The following is a 23,142-nucleotide window of genomic DNA, read 5'->3' on the forward strand; positions in this document are numbered from 1 at the left end:
GGTGATACATTTTGTATTTAGCAGGCTTTGCTGTAATAAAAATTTGTTCGGAAATTAGAAAATTCTATCAGCATTAAGTAAGAGGAGGATATATAGTGAAACTTTTTGAGTACATGGGCAAGGAAATTTTTTCATCTTACGGGATCACCGTACCTCGGGGCCGGATGGCAGATAATTCTCAAGATGCCGCTAATATTGCCCGGGAAATTGGCGGTACGGTAGTGGTCAAATCCCAGATTCTGGCCGGTAAAAGGGGCAAGGGCGGCGGCATCAAATTTGCCTCCAGCCCGGAAGAAGCCGGGGAAGCGGCAGCGCAGGTGCTGGCCATGACCTTAAACGGCCATAAAGTGGAAAAGGTGCTGGTGGAAGAAAAAATCCAAATTGACAAGGAGCTTTACCTGGCCATCACAGTGGACGGGTCAGCCAAAAAACCGGTAATCATCGCGTCCGCTCAGGGTGGTATGGACATTGAGGAAGTACCTGATGAGCATATAGTTAAACAGTACGTTGACGTCTCTATCGGGGTCTACCCGTACCTGGGCCGGGAAATCTCCAGGCAACTCGGGCTGACCGGATCGATCGGCAAGGAATTTAACCGTCTGCTGCCGATATTGTACAAGATATTCCGGGAAAAGGATGCTGAACTGGTGGAAATCAACCCGTTGGTGATCAGTGGCGATAAATTAATCGCGGCAGACTCCAAAATGACGGTGGATGATGATGCTCTGTTTCGGCAAAAAGCTGTTCCTTATGTGGAGGACCGCACTTCCATTGAAAAACAGGCGCACGATTTGGGCCTGGCTTTTGTGGAACTGGGCGGCGATATTGCCGTGATGGCCAATGGTGCGGGTATGTCCATGGGCAGTCTGGACACGCTGGCCTATTACGGCGGCAAGCCCGCGAACTTCCTGGATGCCGGCGGTGGAACCGGCGTGGAAGGAACGACGAAGGCCATCGAGTTGTTGCTGCAAACTAATCCCAAGGTGATTTTTATCAATATCTTCGGGGGCATCACCCGTTGTGATGATGTGGCTAACGCTCTGGTGCAGGTTAAGAATGCTAGGGAAATACCAGTCCCCGTGGTCATCAGGTTGGTAGGCACCAATGAGGAAGCAGGGGTCAGGATCCTCAAGGAAAACGGTTTTGAGGCTTATAAGGTTATGCATGAGGCGGCAGCCAAGGCTGTGGAAATAGCCAACGCTAGTTAATTCTAATTGTATTTAAAGGACAGCATAAAGGAGTGTATATTAAGTGGCCATTATTATAAATGAAAAAACCAATGTTATTGTCCAGGGCATCACAGGGAACCAGGGTCGGTTTCACACTTGCCAGATGCTGGCCTACGGCACCAAAATCGTGGGCGGCGTTTCTCCCGGTAAGGGCGGGCAGGAAGTGGAAGGGATTCCGGTTTATGATACGGTTTACGAAGCCGTGGATAATCAGCAGGTGGATGCTTCCGTTTTGTTCATTCCGGCGCCCTTTGCCAAAGACGCCGCCTTTGAAGCCATTACGGCCGGAGTCAAGGTGCTGGTTATCGTTACCGAGCATATCCCCGTGCACGATGAGATGGATATTGTAGAACTGGCATGCCGGAAGGGAACTACTGTTGTAGGACCCAATACCTTTGGTATAGTATCTTCCGGAAAATGTAAAATAGGTATTCCGCCAAACCAGTTTTTTGTGGAAGGACCGATAGGCGTCGTGGCCCGTAGTGGGACCCTGACCTATGAGATTGTCGGCAACCTCACCGCCAACGGTCTCGGCCAGTCCACCGTGGTCGGTCTGGGCGGCGACCGGGTGGTTGGACTGTCTTTTGTGGACGTATTGGAGAAATTTGAAAAGGACCCGCAAACCAGGGCGGTGGTGCTGGTGGGCGAAATCGGCGGTAATGCCGAGGAAGAGGCCTCCCTGTATATTAAAAAAATGACCAAGCCCGTGGTGGCGTACATTGCCGGCAAGAGCGCGCCCCCCGGAAAACGCATGGGCCATGCCGGGGCCATCATTGAAAGGGGCAAGGGGACCTTTAACGGTAAGGTGGAAGCTCTGCAGGCCGCCGGGGCCAAAGTGGCCACCCTGCCGTTTGAAGTGCCCGAATTAATACGCCAGATTCTCAAGTAAATCCCCGGGTTCGCCTGGGAAAGGAGGAGATAGTTTGTTTGACAAGGACTCTCTGGAGAAAATAAAGGAGCAAAAACAAAAATACCAGCAAAAGCTGGAAACCCTTACGGCCAAGCGCCCTGAACGGCAGGAAAAATTCGTTACCGATTCCGAAATTGATATAAATACCCTGTATACGCCCGAGGACATTGACCACCTGGATTACGAAAAAGACCTGGGATTTCCAGGTGATTACCCCTATACCCGGGGCGTGCAGCCCAACATGTACCGGGGTCGGCTGTGGACAATGCGGCAGTACGCCGGATTCGGCACGGCCGAGGAGACCAACAAGCGTTTCCGTTACCTGCTGGAGCAAGGGCAGACGGGGCTCAGTGTAGCTTTTGACTTACCTACACAGATTGGTTACGATTCCGACCACCAGCTGGCTATGGGGGAAGTGGGTAAAGTAGGTGTCGCCATCGATTCCCTGCTGGATATGGAAACCCTGTTTGACCAGATTCCCCTGGACAAAGTAAGCACTTCCATGACCATTAATTCCCCGGCGGCGATCTTGCTGGCTATGTACATTGCTGTGGCCGAAAAGCAGGGGGTCAAGCAGGAACAACTGAAAGGGACCATCCAAAACGATATTCTTAAAGAATACGTGGCCCGGGGGACATACATTTTCCCACCGGAGCACTCCATGCGCCTGATCACGGATATTTTCGCTTATTGCGCCAAAAATGTGCCCAGTTGGAACACCATCAGCATTAGCGGCTACCACATCCGGGAAGCGGGTTCCACGGCGGCACAGGAAGTTGCTTTTACCCTGGCTGACGGGATAGCTTACGTGGAGGCCGCCATTGACGCGGGGCTGGATGTTGATGAATTTGCTCCGCGGTTAAGCTTCTTTTTTAACGCGCACCTTAATTTCTTTGAAGAAGTGGCCAAGTTCAGGGCAGCGCGCCGCCTCTGGGCCAGGATCATGAAAGAGCGTTTCGGCGCCAAGAAGCCCAAGTCAATGATGCTGCGCTTCCATACGCAAACTGCCGGCTGCACATTGACGGCCCAACAGCCGGATGTCAACATCATGCGGGTTGCCTTCCAGGCCCTGAGCGCCGTTCTGGGCGGCACTCAGTCCCTGCATACCAACTCCCGGGACGAGGCCTTGGCTTTGCCCAGCGACAGTTCGGTATTGATCGCTTTGAGAACCCAGCAAGTCATTGGTTACGAGATTGGCGCGGCCGACACGGTGGACCCGCTGGGCGGCTCATATTTTGTGGAAAGCCTGACTGACGCGGTGGAGCAAAAGGCCCTGGAATACATCAAAAAGATAGATGATCTCGGTGGAGCGCCCAAGGCCATTGAATTCATGCAAAAGGAAATTCATACCAGCGCCTATAAATATCAACAGGAAATTGAGTCCGGTAAGAAAATTGTTATCGGTGTGAACAAGTTCCAGATGCAGGAAGAACGGCCGAAAGATTTGCTGAAAGTAGATCCGGAAGTGGGTAAGCGCCAGGAAGCTAAACTGGCCAGGCTGCGCGCTGAGCGGGATAACGAAAAGGTGCAAAAGATGCTGCAGGAAATTGAACGGGCAGCCGGCACAAACGAGAATTTGCTGCCTTACTTCGTTGAGGCGGTGAAGAATTACGCCACACTGGGCGAAATTTGCGGTGTGCTGAGAAATGTTTTTGGGGAGTATCAGCAACAAATTGTTTTTTAGTATAGGAGGAGTGCGTGGATGAGCGAAAAACCAATCAGGGTGTTGGTAGCCAAGCCGGGGCTGGACGGCCATGATCGCGGTGCGAAGGTTATCGCCCAGGCTCTCCGGGATGCCGGCATGGAAGTAATTTATACGGGATTGCGGCAAACCCCGGACCAGATAGTGGGGGCGGCGTTGCAGGAAGATGTGGATGTGGTGGCGCTAAGTTGCCTGTCCGGGGCCCACTTGCACCTGTTCCCCGCTGTAGTGGAAGGTTTGCAAAAGCAAAACGCCGGGGACATTTTGGTACTGGGCGGCGGCATTATCCCGGATGAGGATATACCCGAACTAAAGGAGAAAGGTATAGTGGAAATTTTTACCCCGGGAACAAATACAAAAGCGGTGATTAATTACATCAAAGAAAAAGTGGGGAAGGCTTAAAAATTATTTAAGCTGTAAAAAATTATATTAAAATAAATAATTTTTAATAGCCTCTAAAGACCGGGACTTTAAGCAGGAGGGTAGGACATGATTAAAAAGATAGATCATATTGGCATAGCCGTCAAGGATATGGCGGCGGCCAAGGCATTTTATGAAAATGTTCTGGGTCTGAAAGTGACTGAGGAAGAAGTTGTGGAAGAGCAAAAAGTCAAGGTGGCTTTCATTCCCACCGGTGACAGTGAGGTTGAGCTGCTGGAAAGCACGACACCGGACGGGCCGATTGCCCGTTATATAGAAAAGAATGGTGAAGGAATACAGCACATTGCTTTCAGGGTGGATAACCTGGAAGAGAGACTGGCCCAACTGAAGGCGGCAGGCGTCAGGCTGATAGATGAAAAACCCAGGCGGGGTGCCGGCGGCGCAAAAATTGCGTTCCTACACCCCAAAGCCACTTTTGGCACCTTGGTGGAATTGTGTGAACGCGATTAGAGGAGGTTTAACGGGTAAATGAGTATGCAGGAAAAGCTGGAACAGTTGCAAGTTTTAAGGTCCAAGGTACAGGCTGGCGGCGGCGATAAAAGAATCGACAAACAACATGCCGCGGGTAAAAAGACGGCCCGGGAAAGGATAGACTACCTGTTTGACCCGGGTACGTTTCGGGAGATAGATGTCTTTGCCGGCGATCCGAACAAAAATCCCGGCGAAGGTGTGGTAACCGGTTATGGTCTGGTTGACGGCAGGAAGGTGTATATATACGCCCAGGACTTTACCGTAACCGGCGGCTCGTTGGGTAAAATCCACGCCCAGAAAATTTGCAAGGTGCTGGATTTAGCCATGCGCACGGGCGCCCCGGTAATTGGCCTGAACGATTCCGGCGGGGCCAGGATTCAGGAAGGCGTAGATGCATTAAACGGCTACGGGGAAATATTCTTCCGCAATACCATTGCCTCGGGCGTGATTCCCCAGTTGTCCGTAATCATGGGGCCCTGCGCCGGGGGAGCCGTTTATTCGCCGGCCTTGATGGACTTCATTTTCATGGTGAACGGGACCAGCCAGATGTTTATCACCGGGCCCCAGGTAATTAAAGCGGTGACGGGCGAAGAAGTGTCCATGGAACAGTTGGGCGGCGCCATGACCCATAACCAGACCAGCGGTGTGGCCCACTTTATGGGGGAAGACGAGGAACACTGCCTGGATATGGTAAAGCAATTATTAAGCTACCTGCCATTAAACAATAATGAACAGCCACCCGCTTATGAGGCACAAGAACCGGCTGTAGACAAAGAAGTATTACTTGATATTGTGCCCACTCAGCCCAATATGCCCTATGACGTCAAAAAGGTAATATCAGCTGTTGTTGATGGCGGCGAATTCTTAGAAGTTTTGCCATTATACGCTAAAAATGCTGTGATTGGTTTTGCCAGAATGAACGGCCAGTCGGTGGGCATTGTGGCCAACCAGCCGGATTTTTTGGCAGGCTGCCTGGATATCAATGCCTCCGATAAAATAAGCCGTTTTGTCAGGTTCTGTGACGCGTTCAATATTCCCCTGGTAACATTTATGGATGTGCCCGGCTTTTTGCCCGGCACCGCCCAGGAGTTCGGCGGCATCATCAGGCATGGGGCCAAGATGCTGTACGCTTATTCGGAAGCCACAGTGCCAAAGATTACCATCATTTTGCGCAAGGCATACGGTGGCGCCTACCTGGCCATGTGCAGCAGTTCCCTGCGGGCTGACATGGTCTATGCCTGGCCAACCGCTGAGATTGCCGTGATGGGGCCGGAGGGCGCGGTAAACATTATTCACCGCAACGAAATCGCCAATGCGGAGAATCCCATGCAAGAAAGGGAACGTCTGGTCAAGGAGTACCGGGATAACTTTGCCAATCCTTACGTGGCCAGTTCCCGTGGGTTTGTGGATGACGTAATTGACCCCAGGGATACCAGGGCCAGAATAATTGACGCTCTGCAAGTTCTGTCAAGCAAGCGGGAAAGCCGCCCCGGTAAAAAACACGGTAATTTACCGGTTTAATCAAGGGGATTAACATATGTTTACTGCTGAATTAGTAATTTATGCTTGTTCAGCAGTAAACACCCCATCCTTAACACCTGACAAAATGGCTGTTTCCTGGCCATAGATAACGTTGAATCTTTGATCTGTAGTATAATTAATTATGAACTTATCATGTTAGGCAAAACGGGAGGTAATATCATGAAAAGAAATAAGATCACCGTAATTGGTTCAGGCAATGTTGGTGCCACCTGTGCACACTGGGCGGCAACAAAAGAGCTGGGAGATATTGTTTTGATGGACGTCGTAGAGGGAGTGCCGCAGGGGAAAGGACTTGATATGCAGGAAGCGGCGCCTATTGAAGGTTATGATATTAATATTATCGGTACCAATAATTATGAAGATACAGCCGGATCCGATGTTATAGTGATTACTGCCGGCATTGCCCGCAAGCCGGGTATGAGCCGTGACGACCTGGTAAATACAAACGTAAAAATAGTAAAATCATGCGCGGAACAAGCTGCTAAATTTTCACCCAACGCTTTTATAATTGTTGTAACAAATCCTCTTGATGTCATGGTGTATGCAGCATACAAAGCCAGCGGCTTCCCCGCAAACCGTGTGTTTGGTATGGCCGGGGTCTTGGATTCCGCGCGGTTCAGGACTTTCATCGCCCAGGAACTGGGGGTTTCCTACAAAGACGTCAGTGCTTTTGTACTTGGCGGTCACGGCGATGATATGGTACCGCTGGTGCGCTATAGTTATGCCGGCGGTATTCCCATTGAAAAATTAATATCCAGGGAACGTATCGATGCTATCGTGGAAAGAACCAGAAAAGGTGGAGCGGAAATAGTCAATTACCTGAAAACAGGGAGTGCTTATTATGCTCCTGGTGCTTCCGTAATTGAAATGGTTGAGGCCGTTTTAAAAGATAAGAAGCGTATTTTACCGGTTGCAGCTTATCTCAAGGGCGAGTACGGTGAAAAAGATATTTACCTAGGTGTACCGGCCATTATTGGCGGCAATGGCGTGGAAAAGATTATTGAAGTTGATTTAACGGAAGAGGAAAAAACGGCTTTGCAAAAGTCGATTGATTCAGTCAGGAAGGTTATGGCTGTAGTTGATTAAGATTTTGCCTGCATCACTTATGTTGTGAAAAAAACGGGAGGGGTATAATAAATTATGAGTGAAACTAGAAAAGTTGTAATTATGGATACTACGATGCGTGATGGTCACCAATCGCTGTTGGCTACGCGTATGCGTACGGAACACATGCTGCCCATCGCTGAGAAGGTGGAGCAGGTTGGTTTTCACGCTATAGAAATATGGGGTGGCGCTACCTTTGATTCATGTATGCGGTTTTTGAATGAAGATCCCTGGGAAAGATTGCGTACTGTTCGTAAAGCTTTCAAGAACAGCAAATTGCAGATGCTGCTGCGCGGCCAGAACGTGGTAGGTTACAAGCACTACGCGGATGATGTTCTGGAGTTGTTTGTGAAGAGAACTGTGGCCAACGGCTTGGACATCTTCAGAATTTTTGATGCTTTAAACGACATTCGCAACATGGAAAAGGCTATTGAGTATGTGAAGCGCGAAGGGGCCCATGCCCAGGGCACGGTTGTGTATACCATCAGCCCGGTGCACGACTATGATTTTTACATGCGCATGGGTGCTGAACTAAAAGAATTGGGTGTTGATTCTATTTGCCTGAAGGATATGGCCGGCATCCTGGCCCCGCAGCCTGCCTATGATATTATCAAGGGCTGGAAAGAAAAGCTAGATATACCGGTGCAGCTGCACTGCCATTACACCAGCGGCATGGCATCCATGACTTACCTGAAAGCCGTGGAGGCCGGTGTGGATGTGCTTGATTGTGCTGCATCTTCAATGGCAATGCAGAGCTCACAGCCAGCTACTGAAAGCATTGTGGCCGCCCTGCAAGATACCCCTTATGATACCGGCTTGGATTTGAACCTGCTTTCTGAAATATCCCAGTACTTTAAAGAAGTACGCAAGGAATATGCTGATTTTGATAACGCCAGCTGCAGCCCGGACACAAATGTGTTAACTTACCAAATTCCTGGTGGTATGATTTCTAACTTTATAAGCCAGCTTAAGGAAATGAATGCCCTGGATAAATTACCCGAAGTGCTGGCAGAAGTGCCTAGAGTAAGGGAAGATTTCGGTTATCCGCCGCTGGTAACCCCGTCCAGCCAAATTGTGGGCGCTCAAGCGGCACTGAATGTTTTAATGGGCGAACGCTATAAGGTGGCCACTAATGAAGTTATAAACTACATGCGCGGTTTCTATGGTCGGCCGCCTGCGCCGGTCAATGAAGAAGTAAGGAATAAAATTATTGGTAACCAAGAGCCTATTGAGTGCCGTCCGGCTGACCTTATTGAACCGGAATTGCCGAAAGTGCGGGAAGAATTTGCTGACTTGATCGAGAGCGAGGACGATGTTGTATCGCTGGCCCTGTTCCCGCAAGTGGCTCCCAACTTTTTAAAAGAACGCAAAGCAAATCAATAAAGATAAATAAGGTAAAAATCAGGCCTGTTGAGGGCCTGATTTTTTTAACTAATGGCCCGGAGTCCTGTATGTAATTCACCTGACAAAAGAGTAAAGCTGGGAACCTTGAAAAGTATGGTTAAAGGTGAAAGTGCCCCGGCCAATTTGAATGGCTATTACTGACAAATGTAGCGTTATATATTTCGGTGATTAGTACCACAAGCCCCACAATTACTTCCGATAATAGATATTATGTAAACTAAAAAAAGAGGATGGGAAATATTTACTTTCCCTTTTTTACCGGAAATACGCCGCCGTGAATGCGCTTGGCGTCGGAAATATTGAAAAATGCTTCGGGGCAAATTTGATCGATTAATTGCAGGGCCTTGTTCAGGTCTTTTCGTTTAATTAATACAAATAAGATTGTTCTTTCACCGTCACGGCCACAGCCGATGACGCTGGTCACTCCGAATCCTTCTTTACGTAATATGCTGGCAAATTGATTTGCCAGTCCCGAGGGCGGGAATATTTGAATGGATATAAAACCCATGGCCAGCTTTTCTTCTATTAGGCTGCCTATATAATTGCCCGTAGCAAAACCACCGGCATAAGCTATTATTTTTCCCGGATCGTGCAGTCCTCCCTTTAAAACTTCATTTAAAGCCAGTACAAAAACTGTTACTTCAACAAAACCGATTATGGCAGCTTGCATGCGCCGGTCTCGCATCAGCATTAATATGCGCAGTACGTCCAGGGACATGTCAATCACACGGGCACCGAAGATAAAAAGATAACCCAGTATTAAAGGGAGCCAGTTTTCCAATTTTTACCCTCCAAAATATAACCCCGATTTAATAAATAACAGCTAAAATGGGAACACCGTATCGCGTTCCCATTATTATTAAATATTCAATTGCCTGTATTTTATATCCTGCCCCACTTTGATTCAAGTCCTAAATTGATAACTGTAATTTTTCTTGTTTTTTTCTATTACTTCTTTGTAGCACCGTACCAGCCGGTTGGCGCAATTTTGGGAAGAAATTTTTTCAGCGTTGGTGGCCGCATTCCTACCCAATAATTTTAGTTTATTTTCGTTCCGCAGCAGCAGGCTAATCTTATCTACAAAGTGCTCTGTATTTAAATCTGTTAGGAATCCGTCTATACCATCTTCCACCATTTCAGAAGTGCCAAAGGCTTTAACTGCCACTACGGGTAAGCCTGCTGCTTTTGCTTCTCCGATTACCAGGCCCTGTGTTTCGGTGACTGATGCAAAAACAAAGATATCGGCGCTGTTATAAGCCTTGGCTATTTCTTCCTTAGCCAGGGTACCGGTAAAAATAACTTTGTCGTTTATCCCGAGCTCCCCGGCCAAGCTGACCAGGTTTTCCTTTTCCGGACCATTGCCCACCAGCACTAACCTGGTTTCCGGAAAAGATACTGACACTTGTTTAAAGCTTTGCAGAACAAAGGTGAAATTTTTTTCTTTTCCCAACCTGCCAACAGAGATCAGTATTTTACATGAAGCATCAATGTCAAACCGCTTGTGCAACCAATCCCTTTGTCTGGTTCTGAAGTCATCAATTTTTATCCCTGTCGGGATGGCGGCTATTTCAGTTTTTACTCCCCAATTGTGTAAATGCTTGCCGATGACCTGGGTTGGTACAATTACCAAATCGCAATTATTGCAAAAATCTGCACAAAATTTTTTAGTAATCTCTTTTGTAATATTCTGTCCGAAGGGCACATAATGAACATATTGGTCATACAGGGTATGAAAGGTGAAAACCAGCGGAATGTTCATTTTTCTGGCACATCGGGCACCCAGTCTCCCCAATAAAAATGGTGAATGAACGTGAATGATATCCAGGTTAAGTTTTTTTAATGTAGGACGCAACCGAATGGAAAATGGTACAGCCAAGGTATATTCATGATTTGTTGGTGCTGGGATTGATGAAAAACGATATACTTTATCTTCCTTAGGACAATTGTGGTAATCCGGAGCAAAAACATATATTTCGTGACCCTGAGCCTGCAGTTCAGCGGAAAAGGTTTCAATGGAACGAACCACCCCGCTGGTATAAGGACGGTAGCTATCGGTAAAAATACCAATTTTCAGGCCCAAGCATAGTCACCTCCCGGCATGTAAAAAGCTTTAATTATTATTAAAGCCATTGTCATATGGTGTTTGTGGAAAATCCACATTGATAATGCGCCAACCATCGGTTGTTTTATGTAAAGTAAAAATAGCCTGTAACAATTGTAGGTCATAATTAGTTATGTCAACTTCTTTAAGCAATACGACTGCAATAGCTAAATTTCCATCGTTATAAACAATATGACAATTTTGCAAAAAAGTCAAGCTATACCAATCTGTGCTGGTTTTTCGAAAATCCTTCACGGCGTTTAAAATATTCTCCAACGCTTGTCCGGTATAGTATTTAATTAAATCCTGCTCATAATTTTCCCCATTCACCCAGTCATTATATTCTACAGCTTGCTTGACAATTTGCCGAACCAGCTGATTTTCTTTTGTCTTGTCGGGTTCGCAGACACTACTTACTACAGCTAATGAATTGAAATATATAACGACACCTATCAATACGGTTAAACAGGGCTTAACAAACAAAATGCAACCTCTCCCTTGCCATATATTTATTCCTGGTATAGTTATATATTACCATAAAATGGGAGAGCTTGCTTTAAATTAAATATTTATTTTTATTTTACAAGCCTCTTATGTGATCGGGGCGCAATGGAATGGCTGCAGGACTGGTGATAGCTTTTTCCAGTATAGCTATTAAACTTTCCCTGTCTTTATTTAAAGTGCCTCTGAGGGGCAGGTAATTTGAAGCATGGTTGGTTCTGAATATACAGTTGGATATATTTATGTTTTCCAATAGTAATTTCATTTCCCGTAAAATTTCCGTGGAGTTTGGTACTTGAAATTTCCCCTGCTGTACCTGATGGTGCAGGGGTGTATTGGGAACGACCATTAATGTTAGCGCGCCAAGGTAAGTGGGGTCAATCTTACTTAGAACTTTGCCGGTTTCTATGGCATGTTCGCGCCACATGGCTGTGCCACCAAGGCCATTGATGATAGTGACCGAAAGTTTGAAGCCCGCCTGCAGCGCTTTTTGACCCGCCTTAATCATTTCATCTGCGGTAACTCCCTTGCCTACCGCCTGTAAAATTTTATCGCTGCCGCTTTCCACGCCCATGTATAACAATTCAATTCCATTGGCGCGGATTTCATGTAATTCATCTGTTGACTTTTGCAAAATATCTTTGGGGCCGGCATACATGCTTACCCGCTTTAAGCTGGTAAATTTTTTATACAGGTAGTGTGCGGTCTTGAGAATTAAAGGGGTTGCAGCCGTCAGGGCGTCACCGTCCGCCAAAAACACCCTGCGTACACTACCCATCTGGGCGGCGCATTCATCAATATCTTTTTTTATCTCCTCCCAAGTCTTGCTGCGAAATTTTTTCCCCTTGTACATGCCGCAAAAACTGCAGGCATTGTGTTTACAGCCAATGGTGAGCTGTAATATTAAACTGAAAGCCTCGCTTGGTGGCCTGAAAACCGGTTGTTCCAGACGCATAAAGCCACCTCCCGTATTTTAATGCCTGGGGTTTTTTTGCACTTTCTGGATGGCTGCGGTCAGCGCGGCGACTACCTGCGCTTTGCCGCCAACCTGGTCATAAATTGTTTTGGTCAAAATGTTACCGTGGTCAGTTACCACATATTTAGGGGGTAAATTGTTTAACGACAGGGCCATAATATCATTTTTGCAGCGTTCACAATTACAGGTGTGCGGGTTATTTTGCGCATATTCTTTCAGCACTTCATCAATAAGCTCTTGCACAGCTAATTCAGGATAATTTAGTATCATGGCAATCACTATCCTTCATAAATATTGGCTTGTTTTGTTTAATCACCAAGGCAAATACCCAGTTGCCTGGCCACTTTTATAAGTTCTCCATTTACCGGTACCGTATGCAACTCTCCCACCGCTTGTTCCAGGGGTACTGATTCAATGTTTTGTCCTTTTAAGCAGACCATACGTCCAAATTTTCCCTCGGCCGCCAGGTTAACGGCACCCGTGCCGTAACGGGTGGCAAGTATGCGGTCGTAAGCCGTTGGGGACCCACCCCGCTGCAGGTGGCCCAGCACAGTGACCCTGGTTTCCTTGTCGGTCGCCGATTCAATTGCCTGGGCCACTACATTGCCGACCCCCCCCAACCGAACAGGATCAAAGCTATCCTCCACGTGTTTGCTGACCACCATTTCTCCGCCCAGTGGTTTGGCGCCTTCTGCCACCACTACGATACTGAATTTTTTTCTTTCCTGACTACGGGCATTTATTTTTTCCACCACTACATCGATATTATAGGGAATCTCCGGTATAAGGATAACATCTGCACCACCTGCAAGGCCTGCGGCCAGGGCAATCCAGCCGGCATAGCGCCCCATGAGTTCCAGTACCATAACCCTGTGGTGCGATTCGGCTGTGGTATGAAGTTTGTCAATGGCTTCTGTGGCAGTGGCCAGGGCGGTATCAAAACCGAAGGTCTGGTCGGTTGCTGAAAGGTCGTTATCTATAGTTTTGGGTACGCCCACAACTTTTAATCCCTGGTCATTCAGTTCCTTGCCAATAGCCAAACTACCGTCCCCACCAATAACGACTAAAGCCTCTATACCATGGATACTTATATTTTCAAAGACCCGGTCCGAAACATCGGCAAAAATTTTTTTGTCCCCTTTTATTACCGGGTAATGAAAGGGATTGTCACGGTTGGTGGTACCGAGTATGGTCCCGCCCCGCGGCAAAATGCCGATTACATCAAATTCTGTAAGTTCCCTGGCCTGGTTTTTGATTAAACCGCCAAAACCGTTTTCAAAACCAACCACGTTCATACCGTATTCCCGAATGGCTGTCTTTACCACTGCACGGATTACTGCGTTCAGCCCCGGGGCATCGCCACCTCCGGTTAATACCCCGATACGTTTAACAACCGATTTGCCCAAAACATGATCCCCCTTTATAAATAAATTACTCTTCTATAAATTCTTCAATAAGCTGATTGGTTTCAGTTGGATTTTCCAGCATCATCATATGTCCGGCCCGGGCTATGATGTGCAATCGAGCGTTGCTGATATTGTCCGCCAAAAAGGTGCTGTATTTGGGCGGGGTCAAGCGGTCTTCCGCCGCCCCAACTACCAATGCGGGGGCCTTAATTGCCTGTAATCGGTCCATAATATCAAATCTGTCGCAGGCCAAAAAATCGTTGTAATATATTTCGGGGTCGGTATTAGCCATTTCTTGTCTGGCCTGGTTGAGCAGTTCTGCTTCGGCATTGCTGCAGTAAGCCAAATGCACAAATTCTGTAAATGTTTGGCCGGCTGCAAAAGCGTTCAGAATGGCGGGTGCCACACGCAACCGGGCACCTGTGCCGATTAGTATCAGTCCCTTTAACATTTCGGGAAAACGAGTGGCGAAATGCATGGCAATGGCCCCGCCCATGGAATGGCCGGCCAGGTAAAACGGGGTACCCAATACCCGCTCGACAAAATCATAAATAAAACTGCTGTAGTCGTCTATTTCATTGCAGGCATTGCCTTCAGATTCGCCATGGCCTGGCAAATCGACCGCCAGCGTCAAATACTTTTGTCCCAGTCCCGCGACCTGGTAAATCCAGTGTCTGTGGCTACCGCCTGCCCCGTGCACAAATAGGATAGCCTGATTAAAGTCGATTTGCGGTACCCCGGCGCTGTAATGATATTTTTTATTATCGATAACCACGCTTGGCACGTTAATCCCCCCACTGAAAAAAAACTACCGGCACCAGTAACCGGTAGTTTCCTTGGTGATTGATAATGAGAAACCGGTCGCTAGTGCCTGATATTATTCTTGGGGACACTAGCTAAATCATTATTTTAGTGGTGAGCGTTACAGGATTTCTGGTTGGCTTTTTTATCTGTCCCTTCGTATTTTTTCCACGACATGGCGAAGGCATAGCAAACCGCCAGCATACCGATTGTGGTTACCAGCCCAAATAATATTCCCTGCCACCAGGTTTGGAAGAACATCTGGTTTCAACTCCTTTCCTGTGCAAAATGTAAAATAAATAATATTACGGTTCTTGTTTCGCTTGTTCGGACATGGTGTTCAAGGTATCTTTCAGCCTGGCAATTGCTTCCCCGTATCCTGCCCAGTCGCCGTCTTTCAGCCTGGCCTGAGCCTCGTTATACAGTTGGTTGGCCTGGTTGATCAAGTCTTTAAGTGTCGCCGGCGGGTTGTCGCCTGGTACTGGAGGCCGTTCTTTTATAGTCCGATCCATGTCAATTTCATCGCCGAAAATCTTGTGTAGAGCTATATCCAGGGTGGGTTCCATAACCACCTGGTCACCATGTGCCACAATAACCCGTCGCAGTTCGGGCATTTTGCTCTGCTCAGCTTGCAGATACAGCGGTTCAACGTAAAGCAGTGCGTCCTTGACCGGTATAACCAACAGGTTGCCCCTGATCACCGATGATCCACGCTGGTTCCATAGCGTCAGTTGTTGTGATATGGTAGTATCCTGGTCAATACGGGCTTCAATTTGCATAGGACCGTAAATAAGTTCCTGTTTTGGAAACTCGTACACAATTAATTTACCGTAATTCGGTTCATCCGAACGGGCAGCCATCCAGCCGATCATATTGGTTTTGTTTTTGGGAGTGAACGGCAAAATTAATACATATTCCGGTTTTGCTTCACCTGGCAATCTTATAATGGTATAATATGGCTCCATGTCCACTTCTTCGTTGAAAAACTTTTCTGTGGGTAAGCTCCACTTATCTTCTTGATAATATAATACCTCAGTGTCTGTCATGTGGTAAACAGTATATTTCTCAGCTTGAATGGAAAACAAATCCGCAGGGTAGCGGATATGCCTTTGTAAGTCCTCCGGCATCTCGGCCAACGGCTTGAAAACCCCGGGGAATATTTTAGCATAAGTTTGTATTAACGGGTCTTTGTTATCCGCTATATAGAAATCTACCTGACCCGTGTAAGCATTGACTACGATCTTGACAGAATTGCGTATATAGTTGTTTCTGCCGCTAAACGGCTGGGAATAAGGATACATGTCCGATACCGTATAGGCATCCCACATCCAGTATAAAGCGCCGGTATCGCCAAGCACGATGTACGGGTCGCTGTCATACCTTAAAAATGGGGCCAGTCTGGGTACCCGGTCATGGATGTTGCGATAAAAAAGTATTTGACTGGAGTTTTTCACATCGGTGGCCAGCAGCATTTTATAATCGCCGAAGGCCAGGGCAAAAATCGCTCGGCGGAACAGGCCGCCCATTTGCACTCCGTTGCGGCCCTGATATGTTGTATAAGCATTTTCGTTGCCGCCCACCGGGTAATCAAATTCTTTGGCTTTTGTAATAACAATAATATAATTGTCAGTTAATTCCCCAAAATAGATTTCCGGCTGCGTTACTTCTTTTTCAATAACCTCGACCGGGGGGATGTTTTTTATGAAAAATTCGGGCAAGCCTTCAGTGGTCATTTCGTTAACCGGGCTCATGGCGATACCGTAACCATGGGTGTACTTTAGTCGCTGGTTAATCCAGGTCTGAGCGGTTCTTGGCAATTGTTCCTGGTCCAGTTCACGGGCGGCCAGCATTACCTGCCGGTAGGTGTCATTTATCATATACCGGTCAATGTCTATATTTTGCAGTTCGTAATACGGCCTGATTTCCTGCAATTGCGCATAGGTTTGTTGAAGCGGTCGCCAGTCCCAAAGCCTGATGTTTTTAATGGTATCCCGGTTGTTTTCAATATCAGCCGCGGTAAGTTTTTTACCGGCGGGGAATTTTTTGATTTCTACGTTATCCAGGTTGTAAGCTAACCGGGTATATTTTATGGAATTTGCAATGTATGGCTGTTCTTTGTTTAACTCATTTGGTTTGACCACCAGGTTCTGAATGATCGAAGGGTATATGCCGCCCAGGATTACCGAGGCCAGGAATAAAGCGCCTATACTGTACAGAATTAACTTGAATCTGCGCAGGAACAAGTTGATGATTATGACAAGGGCGATCAGGATGGCAATAATAAAAAGCGCTTTATAGGCTAAAAGACGCGCATGAATGTCGGTATAGCCGGGCCCGAAGACTACGCCCTGATCGGAGTATAATAACATGTATTGTTCCAGCCGGAAGCCCCAGGCACGGGCCAGGAAAAACAGTGCCGCCAGGAAAGAAAGGTGTAACCGGGCGGAGATGGAAGAAAATAACTTACCAAAGCCTTCTTGGCCCGTTTCAGTCAGGAAATAAACCAGGGCTACAGTAAAGGCGGCCAAAATGATAAACCAGTTGACTAGCTGGTAGATAAACTGGTAAAAGGGTAAACTGAAGACGTATTTGCCTATGTTATTATGGAAAATCGGATCAGTATACCCAAAAGCGGTACTATGCAGGAATTTTTGCAAGATAACCCAATCGCCGGTTACCGCCGTGCTTACAAAAAACGCCAGGGTACTGCTGATTGCCAGATAAGTAACGGTTAAAAAACGCGGTGTCAAATACTTGTTTAATTGTGACTTGTGAATGGTGATTACGTCGCCGTTTTCAAAATACTGCCGGGTATTAACGCGCTGTAGTACTGTCTTGCGGGTCAACATCAAGTTAACGAAGATAAAAATAAAAGTTAATACCCCAACAAGGAATCTCAGACCAAGTTCAGACAGTAGGATGGTTTTAAATACATTGCTGTAACCCAGGGATTGGAACCAGAGCCATTCTACATAAAGATTAGCGCCCCACCTGGCCACAAGCAAAAACAATATAATAATAATGGCGGCTACTGAAGTAAGCCATTTTAACCCTTTATGCAAATACATTCCTCCTTGCAGCAAGAAACCGGACCGGGTGCAGGCAATGATCAGATATTACATCGGTTTCGGGCTTTTTTGGGACTTATCCGCCTCATTTCTTATTCTTGCCTCACAAAGCTGGCAAAATGACGGTTCTTTTTTGGGCATGTCTTCATCGTCGTCATCAAGATACGGGTTTTTATTGGCATTGGCAACCTCTTCGGGATCAAACATTTTACCGCACATAATGCATTTTTTCTCGGCCATCAGGGGTCCTCCTCCGTACTTGGTATAAAAAATATATTCTTCACGGGAGGTGCGATTCCTGCTTGGGGGAAAAACATGTATTTGGCAGGTGCTGCTTAAAATAAGGCTCTCAATTCACCGGCGATTGTTTCCGGCAGAATAACAGTCCAGGGATCGTCATGCAAAATCTGCATGTGCGTAATATCACTTCCTACCAGCGGGAATATGGTAAACCTCCCCACAATTCTGGCGTGCACCGTAAAACCGGTATCCTCCCGGCGGGCAAAGTAGAGGGCGGCATTAAAGGATACAATGTTGCACCGGCTATAATAATCTATTATTTTTTTAAAGCCGCCTGCCAGGTCGGTCAAATCGCTATCGTTAAGGTCGTCAACAGTTTGTTTGCCCGGTATAATGCCGGTGATGTCGCCGACATGGCGTGGCGCAAATGTACTTAACCAGTGCACCCGGCCGGTTTTTCCCAGGTATCTTTCGCCATGCTTGATTTCCGCGTCAATCAGGTCAGTCCAGTAATTGCTGTTGTATGATTTGAAGTATTCAACCGATGCGTTTATCAAATGCCTGTCATAGGTACATGGCCGGGCGCCGGCCAGCACCTGCAAGTGCGGGTGGATTAACGATCCCCCGGCATAGGGCATGTAATTCCAGTTAACGGAAGCGTAGCGAGCCCCGTCCGGGTCAGCGCCGGTGGACCTCTGCAGGTATTCCAAACCGGCTCGGAAACTGTCCACCATTAACCGGACATCCACTTCCTCCATGGGAATATAATGGCGGGAGGACATAATAACTACCGCGGCATGTTTTTCGTAGGGGTTTAAATTGGGAATGGCCAGGGCGTCTCCGACTCTGATGCGTCCTTCGGGGGCAATATCCGCCGGGAATTTGGGGGTGACCTTCTCCACCACCGCGGGACAAAAGGGGCAAAATTTTTGTTTTGACTCTTCGACGAAAGGTGTCCAGTCATGCCGGTGCAAAATCAGCTTGCGAAACGGAAAAATGCGTGATATTTGTCCCGTTAACGGGTCGTAACGCACTTCGGTGTTTACCGTTTTTGGCGCGAAATTGTTGGCCGGATCCAGAAAGGTAGATTTATTGACGGTTTTAATAAATTTAACCGGCATTAGTAAACCCTCCTTTATTAAATAGCCTGTCCATTGGAATATGAGTTTCAGGCTGTTCATGATTTAGTTGACTATCTAACCTGGACGATAACAGTCCTTAACACCTGAAAAATAACCAACCTGCGGGAGGTGACACTCCACCAAGCAGTTGGCGGGGTATCACCTCCCCTGCAAGGAGTTGATTCAATCCCCTGCCGGTGCTGTACACAGTGTAAAGATTATTTTTCTAATGCGAGTTCTATTAATTTTTCTACCAGCCCTTCAAAGGAAATACCCGCTGCCCGGGCTGCGTCGGGGAACAGACTGGTTTCCGTCATGCCGGGCATGGTATTGGCCTCCAGAATATAAGGATTACCAGCATGGTCAATTATAAAATCCACCCGGGCCAATCCCCTGCAACCGATGGCCAGGTAGGCTTTTTTCGCCAGTGATTTAACTTTATCCTGCATATCTTCCGGAATGCGGGGCGGAATGATATGCTCGCTCAAGCCCACGGTATATTTGGCTTTATAATCATAAACCCCGGTGGCCGAGACGATTTCAATCAGGGGCAGCGCCTCAGGATCTTCGTTACCCAGCACGGAAGCGGTAACTTCTACTCCCTTGATCATTTTTTCCGCCATCACTTCAGTATCATACTTAAAGGAGTCTTTCAGTGCCGGTTGGATATCTTCCTGGTTGTGGACAAATGATATCCCGATAGTGGACCCCTGGGTAGCCGCCTTGACCATCACCGGCAACCCCAGGGCCATAATTCTTTCCGTAATACTGTTTAACGACCCGCCCTTGTATTCCCGGTACGTAACAGTAACAAATTCAGGGGTAGGCAGTCCGGCTTGCAGCAATATTTTCTTGGTCGTGATTTTATTCATGGCGATAGCGCTGGCTAAAACACCGGAGCCGGTATAGGGTATATCCAGCATTTCCAGTAAACCCTGGATGGTGCCGTCCTCGCCATATTTACCGTGCAAAGCTATAAAGGCCAGTTCGATACCGTTGTTTTTTAGGTTTTCCACTATATTTTTGTCCACATCAATTTTCACTGCGTCATAGCCTTTTTTAAGCAAGGTCTGGTAAATTGCTTCGCCAGTGCGCAAGGATACTTCCCTTTCGGCTGAGCGACCGCCCAGTAATACACCTATTTTGGGGCCCATTAAGCCACCTCCGAGATTATAGATTATTCAATATATATTCTGTTGGTGTCCTAAAAATCCTTTGTGTACCACATATTCCCCTTGACTAAAATTATTTATTATTTTATAATTACACTTGTCGCGAAAAATATATGCTTATAGGGGAGTAGCTCAATTGGTAGAGCAACGGTCTCCAAAACCGTGGGCTGCGGGTTCGAGTCCTGTCTCCCCTGCCAGATAAAAAAAACCCTTGTTTATAAAGGGTTTTTTTTTATCTGCAAAAATAAGTTTATTTTAGCTGCGTATATTTTTAAGCATATGCCTGGCCGCCTTCAGGGGATGTACAAAAATCATACGTAGTCCGGAAAAACGCATTACTTTTTTTACCTTGTCCCGCATATCTGGCCGGTAGCAATGTATTGTGCATTTTTCGCATGTGGGTTTTGCATTACCAAATTTGCATGCCTCCAATCTCTCTGTTGCGTATTCTAATAAAGCCTGGCAATCCTGGCACAGTTGTTTTTTAAAACCGTGCTTACTTTTGCAATAAAGGTGGATCATTTTTTTAACTGTATCCTTCTCTATCTCAATGGAGTTTTTTAACTGCACAAAAAACACCCCCGACTCATTTCCAATAATCTTAGTAAAAATTTCTTAAAAAGTCTGTGATCAAGCAATTAGTCATTTGTGATATTAATCACACCAGTTTATCTAATTCCGTCATTTTTTTAAACTTGTTTTTGCGTTACATTTTTACTTGCTTAATCTGGCTGAGCATGAAAAAGATGATTTGCAAGTTACAATTATAACCGGTTACTCTGGTAAAGTGACCACATTCCGGTTAATAAAGCTGGTTTTGGTATTTTTGCCAGGCAATTATGCCAGCCATCCGGTGTGATATTTATCACACCGATTTTGTGCGGTGTATGACTGCAATTGCCCCCCAATTTGATTATTATCAGTTTAATATAGTACTTTCGGGGGTGGTAAAATTTATGCGGGATACCATTAAGCAGGTTGGCCGGGTTGCTCAACCCTATATTGGGGAAAAATTATTAAGCTATCTGTGTAAAATGAAAGGCGGCAAGTGTGCAAGCCTGCCCAAAATGTCCTTGTCCGGTTTGCTATGTACAGGGCTGGGCAGTTTTGCTGGGATAGGGTTGGTGGCCATATTATCGGATATTTATAAACTACCGCTTCTGCTGCCTTCTTTTGGGGCTTCAGCCGTACTACTATACGCTGCCTGCCACGTCCCCATGGCCCAACCCAAAAATGTTATCGGCGGTCACCTAATATCAGCATTTATGGGTGTGCTGGTCTATCAGATGTTTGGCGACGCTTGGTGGACCATTGCTCTGGGGGTAACGCTGGCCATTGTAGCCATGACGGTAACATATACACTGCACCCGCCCGGAGGCGCTACCGCTTTCGTGGCCGTGTATACCGGGCAAAACTTTGGATTTATCATATCCCCCGTCGGGGTTGGCGCCCTTTGTTTAATTATCATCGCCCTGCTGGTAAATAACCTGTCCAGTGAACGTAAATATCCGGATTACTGGTACTAATAAAACATAGAATGTATTAAATAACAAAGCTACATTACATACTATCTTACTGGATGGAAATCTATAATGAAGGGGTTTTGCTGTATGGAAATAATTAAAATGAGTGAGTTGCCGACTTTCAAAAGCCCAAAGGGTATAACCGCCAGGAAACTGCTGGATAAAGACGGACTGGTTTTAATGAATTTACTTTTTAAACCCGGTGAAGTATTAGAAATGCATACCACCCCCCAAAATGTAGTCTTTTACGTGGTAAACGGTGAGGGGACAATTACGATTGGGGATGAAGAATCCAAGGTGAAAAAAGATGAGCTTGTTTATAGTCCCAAGGGAATTCCGCATGGGCTAAAAGCTGCAGGAGGTCAAGAATTTCATGTGTTGGTCTGGAAACTACCCACTGTTTAAAGCTTATCATCCGCAGTATCAAAAAAAGCCGCGCTAACCTGGTTGTCATTGGCAATCAAGGTTATGCGCGGCTTTATTAGTTTGGGTGACGCAACGCATTATACTTTTCCAGGTGGGAAATCCAAGAAAATTCTAATATGTAAAAAATGCTGGTAATGGGGACACATCTCTTCAAGGAATGTCCCCGATTTATGGTCAGAGCTAAGAGGGAACTGATTTAGCGCGCCTTCTTGTCGTTACCCGAACGATTATTACACGCTTCAGGCGCCGCCGGGGCAAAGCTTTATTTCCCGGGTGATGGCGCGGGAGCTGTTGGTGCCGGTCCAGCCCGGAAAAAATGCCGAAAACCGCCCCGCTTCTCCCCCGGCCACTATAAGCAGGATGTCTTCCGGAGCAGAAACGGCTTTAACTAAACCTTCCTGGTCAACTTTATCATTGCGCAGGCTCAGGCCGCATTTTTGTAAATCGCTGGCTGCTCGCCGGGCGTTTTCGTATAGGAATTGGCGTACACTTTTTTGTCCCATCCCTGGGCAGCCAGGTTTTTATAATGTTCTTTACAGATAACTATAGCGCACTGGCAGGTGCCCTTCATGTTAAAGGTGCCCAGGGCGGTCATGCGGTCGGCTATGGTGAATAAAATCTCTTCGCCCTTTAGAACTGAGTGGTTCTGCACCTGGTTGGTTGGGTGCCTCGGCGGCAAAGACCGTAATTATGCTCTGTTCCCGAGAGAAGCCCCGCAGCACATGCAGGGGTTCCCACTGGGTGGTTTCATCTTCAGCAATGCAGTAGGTGTATTTCCCTGGGTGGCCCGGTCAAATTCATAACCGCCCAGGTTCATCATGGCCAGGCGTACGGCCCGCCCGATGGTGGCGTTGGCCCGGTTGCCCGGCCCGAAAAGGTTTTGCCCGGAATTCATGCCCAATAGCCCGGCCACCGGCCCGTTAACCACCCAACAGGATGGCTATGCCCGCCGTGGAGGTGGTTGGGCCGTGAGACCGAAGGCGGGGTCGCAAATGGCCTGCATG

Annotated in this window: 25 protein-coding genes and 1 tRNA gene; 11 read left to right on the plus strand and 15 right to left on the minus strand. The window is 47.0% G+C overall.

Translation table 11 applies throughout. From position 1 onward, the window contains the following. Positions 1-95: 95 nt before the first annotated feature. The 8 genes from sucC to BM299_RS09165 all read left to right on the plus strand — a co-directional run bounded on the left by sucC (position 96) and on the right by BM299_RS09165 (position 8,782). Positions 96-1,208 carry an ADP-forming succinate--CoA ligase subunit beta gene (gene sucC, locus BM299_RS09130; protein WP_092483254.1) on the plus strand — a complete coding sequence of 371 codons (1,113 nt, stop codon included), beginning with the start codon at positions 96-98 and terminating at the stop codon, positions 1,206-1,208. Positions 1,209-1,251: 43 nt separating this feature from the next. Next, a complete protein-coding gene (gene sucD, locus BM299_RS09135) occupies positions 1,252-2,118 on the plus strand; it encodes a succinate--CoA ligase subunit alpha (protein WP_092483256.1) in 867 nt (288 codons plus the stop codon). A 34-nt stretch (positions 2,119-2,152) separates the two neighbouring features. After that, on the plus strand, positions 2,153-3,823 hold the full coding sequence (locus tag BM299_RS09140) for an acyl-CoA mutase large subunit family protein (RefSeq protein WP_092483258.1): 1,671 nt from the start codon (positions 2,153-2,155) through the stop codon (positions 3,821-3,823). An 18-nt stretch (positions 3,824-3,841) separates the two neighbouring features. Beyond that, positions 3,842-4,243: a cobalamin B12-binding domain-containing protein gene (locus tag BM299_RS09145; RefSeq protein WP_092483260.1), complete on the plus strand. Its 402-nt coding sequence runs from the start codon at positions 3,842-3,844 to the stop codon at positions 4,241-4,243. An 87-nt stretch (positions 4,244-4,330) separates the two neighbouring features. Next, entirely contained in the window at positions 4,331-4,732 is a 402-nt protein-coding gene (mce, locus tag BM299_RS09150) for a methylmalonyl-CoA epimerase (RefSeq protein WP_092483262.1), read from the plus strand. Between the two features lie 18 nt (positions 4,733-4,750). Continuing rightward, positions 4,751-6,274, plus strand: coding sequence for an acyl-CoA carboxylase subunit beta (locus tag BM299_RS09155; protein ID WP_092483264.1), 1,524 nt, complete (start codon positions 4,751-4,753; stop codon positions 6,272-6,274). 180 nt (positions 6,275-6,454) lie between these two features. Then, positions 6,455-7,381, plus strand: coding sequence for a malate dehydrogenase (gene mdh, locus BM299_RS09160; protein WP_092483266.1), 927 nt, complete (start codon positions 6,455-6,457; stop codon positions 7,379-7,381). A 54-nt stretch (positions 7,382-7,435) separates the two neighbouring features. Continuing rightward, the gene (locus BM299_RS09165) at positions 7,436-8,782 is read left to right on the plus strand and encodes a pyruvate/oxaloacetate carboxyltransferase (protein WP_092483268.1); all 1,347 of its coding nucleotides are present in this window, start codon (positions 7,436-7,438) and stop codon (positions 8,780-8,782) included. A 262-nt stretch (positions 8,783-9,044) separates the two neighbouring features. Here BM299_RS09165 and BM299_RS09170 read toward each other — a convergent pair whose 3' ends face one another. The 12 genes from BM299_RS09170 to BM299_RS09220 all read right to left on the minus strand — a co-directional run bounded on the left by BM299_RS09170 (position 9,045) and on the right by BM299_RS09220 (position 20,171). Further along, positions 9,045-9,584, minus strand: coding sequence for a DUF2179 domain-containing protein (locus tag BM299_RS09170; RefSeq protein WP_092483270.1), 540 nt, complete (start codon positions 9,582-9,584; stop codon positions 9,045-9,047). 123 nt (positions 9,585-9,707) lie between these two features. Further along, complete coding sequence (locus BM299_RS09175; protein ID WP_342741328.1) at positions 9,708-10,883, minus strand: glycosyltransferase family 4 protein; 1,176 nt, start codon at positions 10,881-10,883, stop codon at positions 9,708-9,710. 30 nt (positions 10,884-10,913) lie between these two features. Further along, positions 10,914-11,387, minus strand: a complete 474-nt coding sequence (locus BM299_RS09180; RefSeq protein WP_092483272.1) for a hypothetical protein — start codon at positions 11,385-11,387, stop codon at positions 10,914-10,916. Between the two features lie 97 nt (positions 11,388-11,484). Next, entirely contained in the window at positions 11,485-12,360 is an 876-nt protein-coding gene (locus BM299_RS09185) for a radical SAM protein (RefSeq protein ID WP_092483274.1), read from the minus strand. A gap of 18 nt (positions 12,361-12,378) precedes the next feature. Further along, the gene (locus BM299_RS09190) at positions 12,379-12,651 is read right to left on the minus strand and encodes a late competence development ComFB family protein (protein WP_092483276.1); all 273 of its coding nucleotides are present in this window, start codon (positions 12,649-12,651) and stop codon (positions 12,379-12,381) included. Between the two features lie 38 nt (positions 12,652-12,689). Further along, complete coding sequence (locus BM299_RS09195; protein ID WP_092483278.1) at positions 12,690-13,787, minus strand: 6-phosphofructokinase; 1,098 nt, start codon at positions 13,785-13,787, stop codon at positions 12,690-12,692. A 25-nt stretch (positions 13,788-13,812) separates the two neighbouring features. Beyond that, positions 13,813-14,571, minus strand: a complete 759-nt coding sequence (locus BM299_RS09200; RefSeq protein WP_092483280.1) for an alpha/beta fold hydrolase — start codon at positions 14,569-14,571, stop codon at positions 13,813-13,815. Positions 14,572-14,696: 125 nt separating this feature from the next. Beyond that, entirely contained in the window at positions 14,697-14,849 is a 153-nt protein-coding gene (locus BM299_RS19285) for a hypothetical protein (RefSeq protein ID WP_165608245.1), read from the minus strand. Between the two features lie 44 nt (positions 14,850-14,893). Next, positions 14,894-17,650 (minus strand): UPF0182 family membrane protein, encoded by a 2,757-nt coding sequence (locus BM299_RS09205; RefSeq protein WP_245779711.1) that lies wholly within the window; start codon positions 17,648-17,650, stop codon positions 14,894-14,896. A 54-nt stretch (positions 17,651-17,704) separates the two neighbouring features. After that, entirely contained in the window at positions 17,705-17,896 is a 192-nt protein-coding gene (locus tag BM299_RS09210; RefSeq protein ID WP_092483284.1) for a hypothetical protein, read from the minus strand. A 95-nt stretch (positions 17,897-17,991) separates the two neighbouring features. Then, positions 17,992-19,017, minus strand: a complete 1,026-nt coding sequence (locus BM299_RS09215; protein WP_092483286.1) for a hypothetical protein — start codon at positions 19,015-19,017, stop codon at positions 17,992-17,994. Between the two features lie 218 nt (positions 19,018-19,235). Continuing rightward, positions 19,236-20,171 carry a D-alanine--D-alanine ligase gene (locus tag BM299_RS09220; protein WP_092483288.1) on the minus strand — a complete coding sequence of 312 codons (936 nt, stop codon included), beginning with the start codon at positions 20,169-20,171 and terminating at the stop codon, positions 19,236-19,238. A 139-nt stretch (positions 20,172-20,310) separates the two neighbouring features. On the opposite strand from BM299_RS09220, the gene BM299_RS09225 reads away from it, so the two are divergent. Further along, positions 20,311-20,386: transfer RNA gene (locus tag BM299_RS09225), tRNA-Trp, on the plus strand. 58 nt (positions 20,387-20,444) lie between these two features. On the opposite strand, the gene BM299_RS09230 is transcribed toward BM299_RS09225, so the two are convergent. Further along, positions 20,445-20,768 carry a nitrous oxide-stimulated promoter family protein gene (locus tag BM299_RS09230; RefSeq protein ID WP_342741329.1) on the minus strand — a complete coding sequence of 108 codons (324 nt, stop codon included), beginning with the start codon at positions 20,766-20,768 and terminating at the stop codon, positions 20,445-20,447. Between the two features lie 377 nt (positions 20,769-21,145). Here BM299_RS09230 and BM299_RS09235 point away from each other — a divergent pair, with 377 nt between their 5' ends. Then, a complete protein-coding gene (locus tag BM299_RS09235; protein WP_092483404.1) occupies positions 21,146-21,715 on the plus strand; it encodes an HPP family protein in 570 nt (189 codons plus the stop codon). Positions 21,716-21,799: 84 nt separating this feature from the next. Beyond that, on the plus strand, positions 21,800-22,117 hold the full coding sequence (locus BM299_RS09240; RefSeq protein ID WP_165608246.1) for a cupin domain-containing protein: 318 nt from the start codon (positions 21,800-21,802) through the stop codon (positions 22,115-22,117). Positions 22,118-22,377: 260 nt separating this feature from the next. Here the strand turns inward: BM299_RS09240 and BM299_RS09245 are convergent, their stop codons facing one another. Together BM299_RS09245 and BM299_RS09250 are read right to left on the minus strand one after the other, a co-directional pair. Next, complete coding sequence (locus BM299_RS09245; RefSeq protein ID WP_092483291.1) at positions 22,378-22,641, minus strand: hypothetical protein; 264 nt, start codon at positions 22,639-22,641, stop codon at positions 22,378-22,380. A gap of 185 nt (positions 22,642-22,826) precedes the next feature. Beyond that, a complete protein-coding gene (locus tag BM299_RS09250) occupies positions 22,827-23,051 on the minus strand; it encodes a hypothetical protein (protein WP_092483293.1) in 225 nt (74 codons plus the stop codon). Positions 23,052-23,142 lie beyond the last annotated feature (91 nt).

The sequence above is a fragment of the Desulfoscipio geothermicus DSM 3669 genome (genome assembly GCF_900115975.1).
Classification (GTDB): Bacteria; Bacillota; Desulfotomaculia; order Desulfotomaculales; family Desulfallaceae; genus Desulfoscipio; species Desulfoscipio geothermicus.

What these genes read in the sequence shown, in the direction of transcription:
- BM299_RS09145 (WP_092483260.1), top strand. Translation starts at nt 3,842, where the DNA reads ATGAGCGAAAAACCAATCAGGGTGTTGGTAGCCAAGCCGGGGCTGGAC.
- mce (WP_092483262.1), top strand. Translation starts at nt 4,331, where the DNA reads ATGATTAAAAAGATAGATCATATTGGCATAGCCGTCAAGGATATGGCG.
- BM299_RS09155 (WP_092483264.1), top strand. Translation starts at nt 4,751, where the DNA reads ATGAGTATGCAGGAAAAGCTGGAACAGTTGCAAGTTTTAAGGTCCAAG.
- mdh (WP_092483266.1), top strand. Translation starts at nt 6,455, where the DNA reads ATGAAAAGAAATAAGATCACCGTAATTGGTTCAGGCAATGTTGGTGCC.
- BM299_RS09165 (WP_092483268.1), top strand. Translation starts at nt 7,436, where the DNA reads ATGAGTGAAACTAGAAAAGTTGTAATTATGGATACTACGATGCGTGAT.
- BM299_RS09185 (WP_092483274.1), bottom strand. Translation starts at nt 12,360, where the DNA reads ATGCGTCTGGAACAACCGGTTTTCAGGCCACCAAGCGAGGCTTTCAGT.
- BM299_RS09190 (WP_092483276.1), bottom strand. Translation starts at nt 12,651, where the DNA reads ATGATACTAAATTATCCTGAATTAGCTGTGCAAGAGCTTATTGATGAA.
- BM299_RS19285 (WP_165608245.1), bottom strand. Translation starts at nt 14,849, where the DNA reads ATGTTCTTCCAAACCTGGTGGCAGGGAATATTATTTGGGCTGGTAACC.
- BM299_RS09210 (WP_092483284.1), bottom strand. Translation starts at nt 17,896, where the DNA reads ATGGCCGAGAAAAAATGCATTATGTGCGGTAAAATGTTTGATCCCGAA.
- BM299_RS09215 (WP_092483286.1), bottom strand. Translation starts at nt 19,017, where the DNA reads ATGCCGGTTAAATTTATTAAAACCGTCAATAAATCTACCTTTCTGGAT.
- BM299_RS09220 (WP_092483288.1), bottom strand. Translation starts at nt 20,171, where the DNA reads ATGGGCCCCAAAATAGGTGTATTACTGGGCGGTCGCTCAGCCGAAAGG.
- BM299_RS09235 (WP_092483404.1), top strand. Translation starts at nt 21,146, where the DNA reads ATGCGGGATACCATTAAGCAGGTTGGCCGGGTTGCTCAACCCTATATT.
- BM299_RS09240 (WP_165608246.1), top strand. Translation starts at nt 21,800, where the DNA reads ATGGAAATAATTAAAATGAGTGAGTTGCCGACTTTCAAAAGCCCAAAG.
- BM299_RS09245 (WP_092483291.1), bottom strand. Translation starts at nt 22,641, where the DNA reads ATGGGACAAAAAAGTGTACGCCAATTCCTATACGAAAACGCCCGGCGA.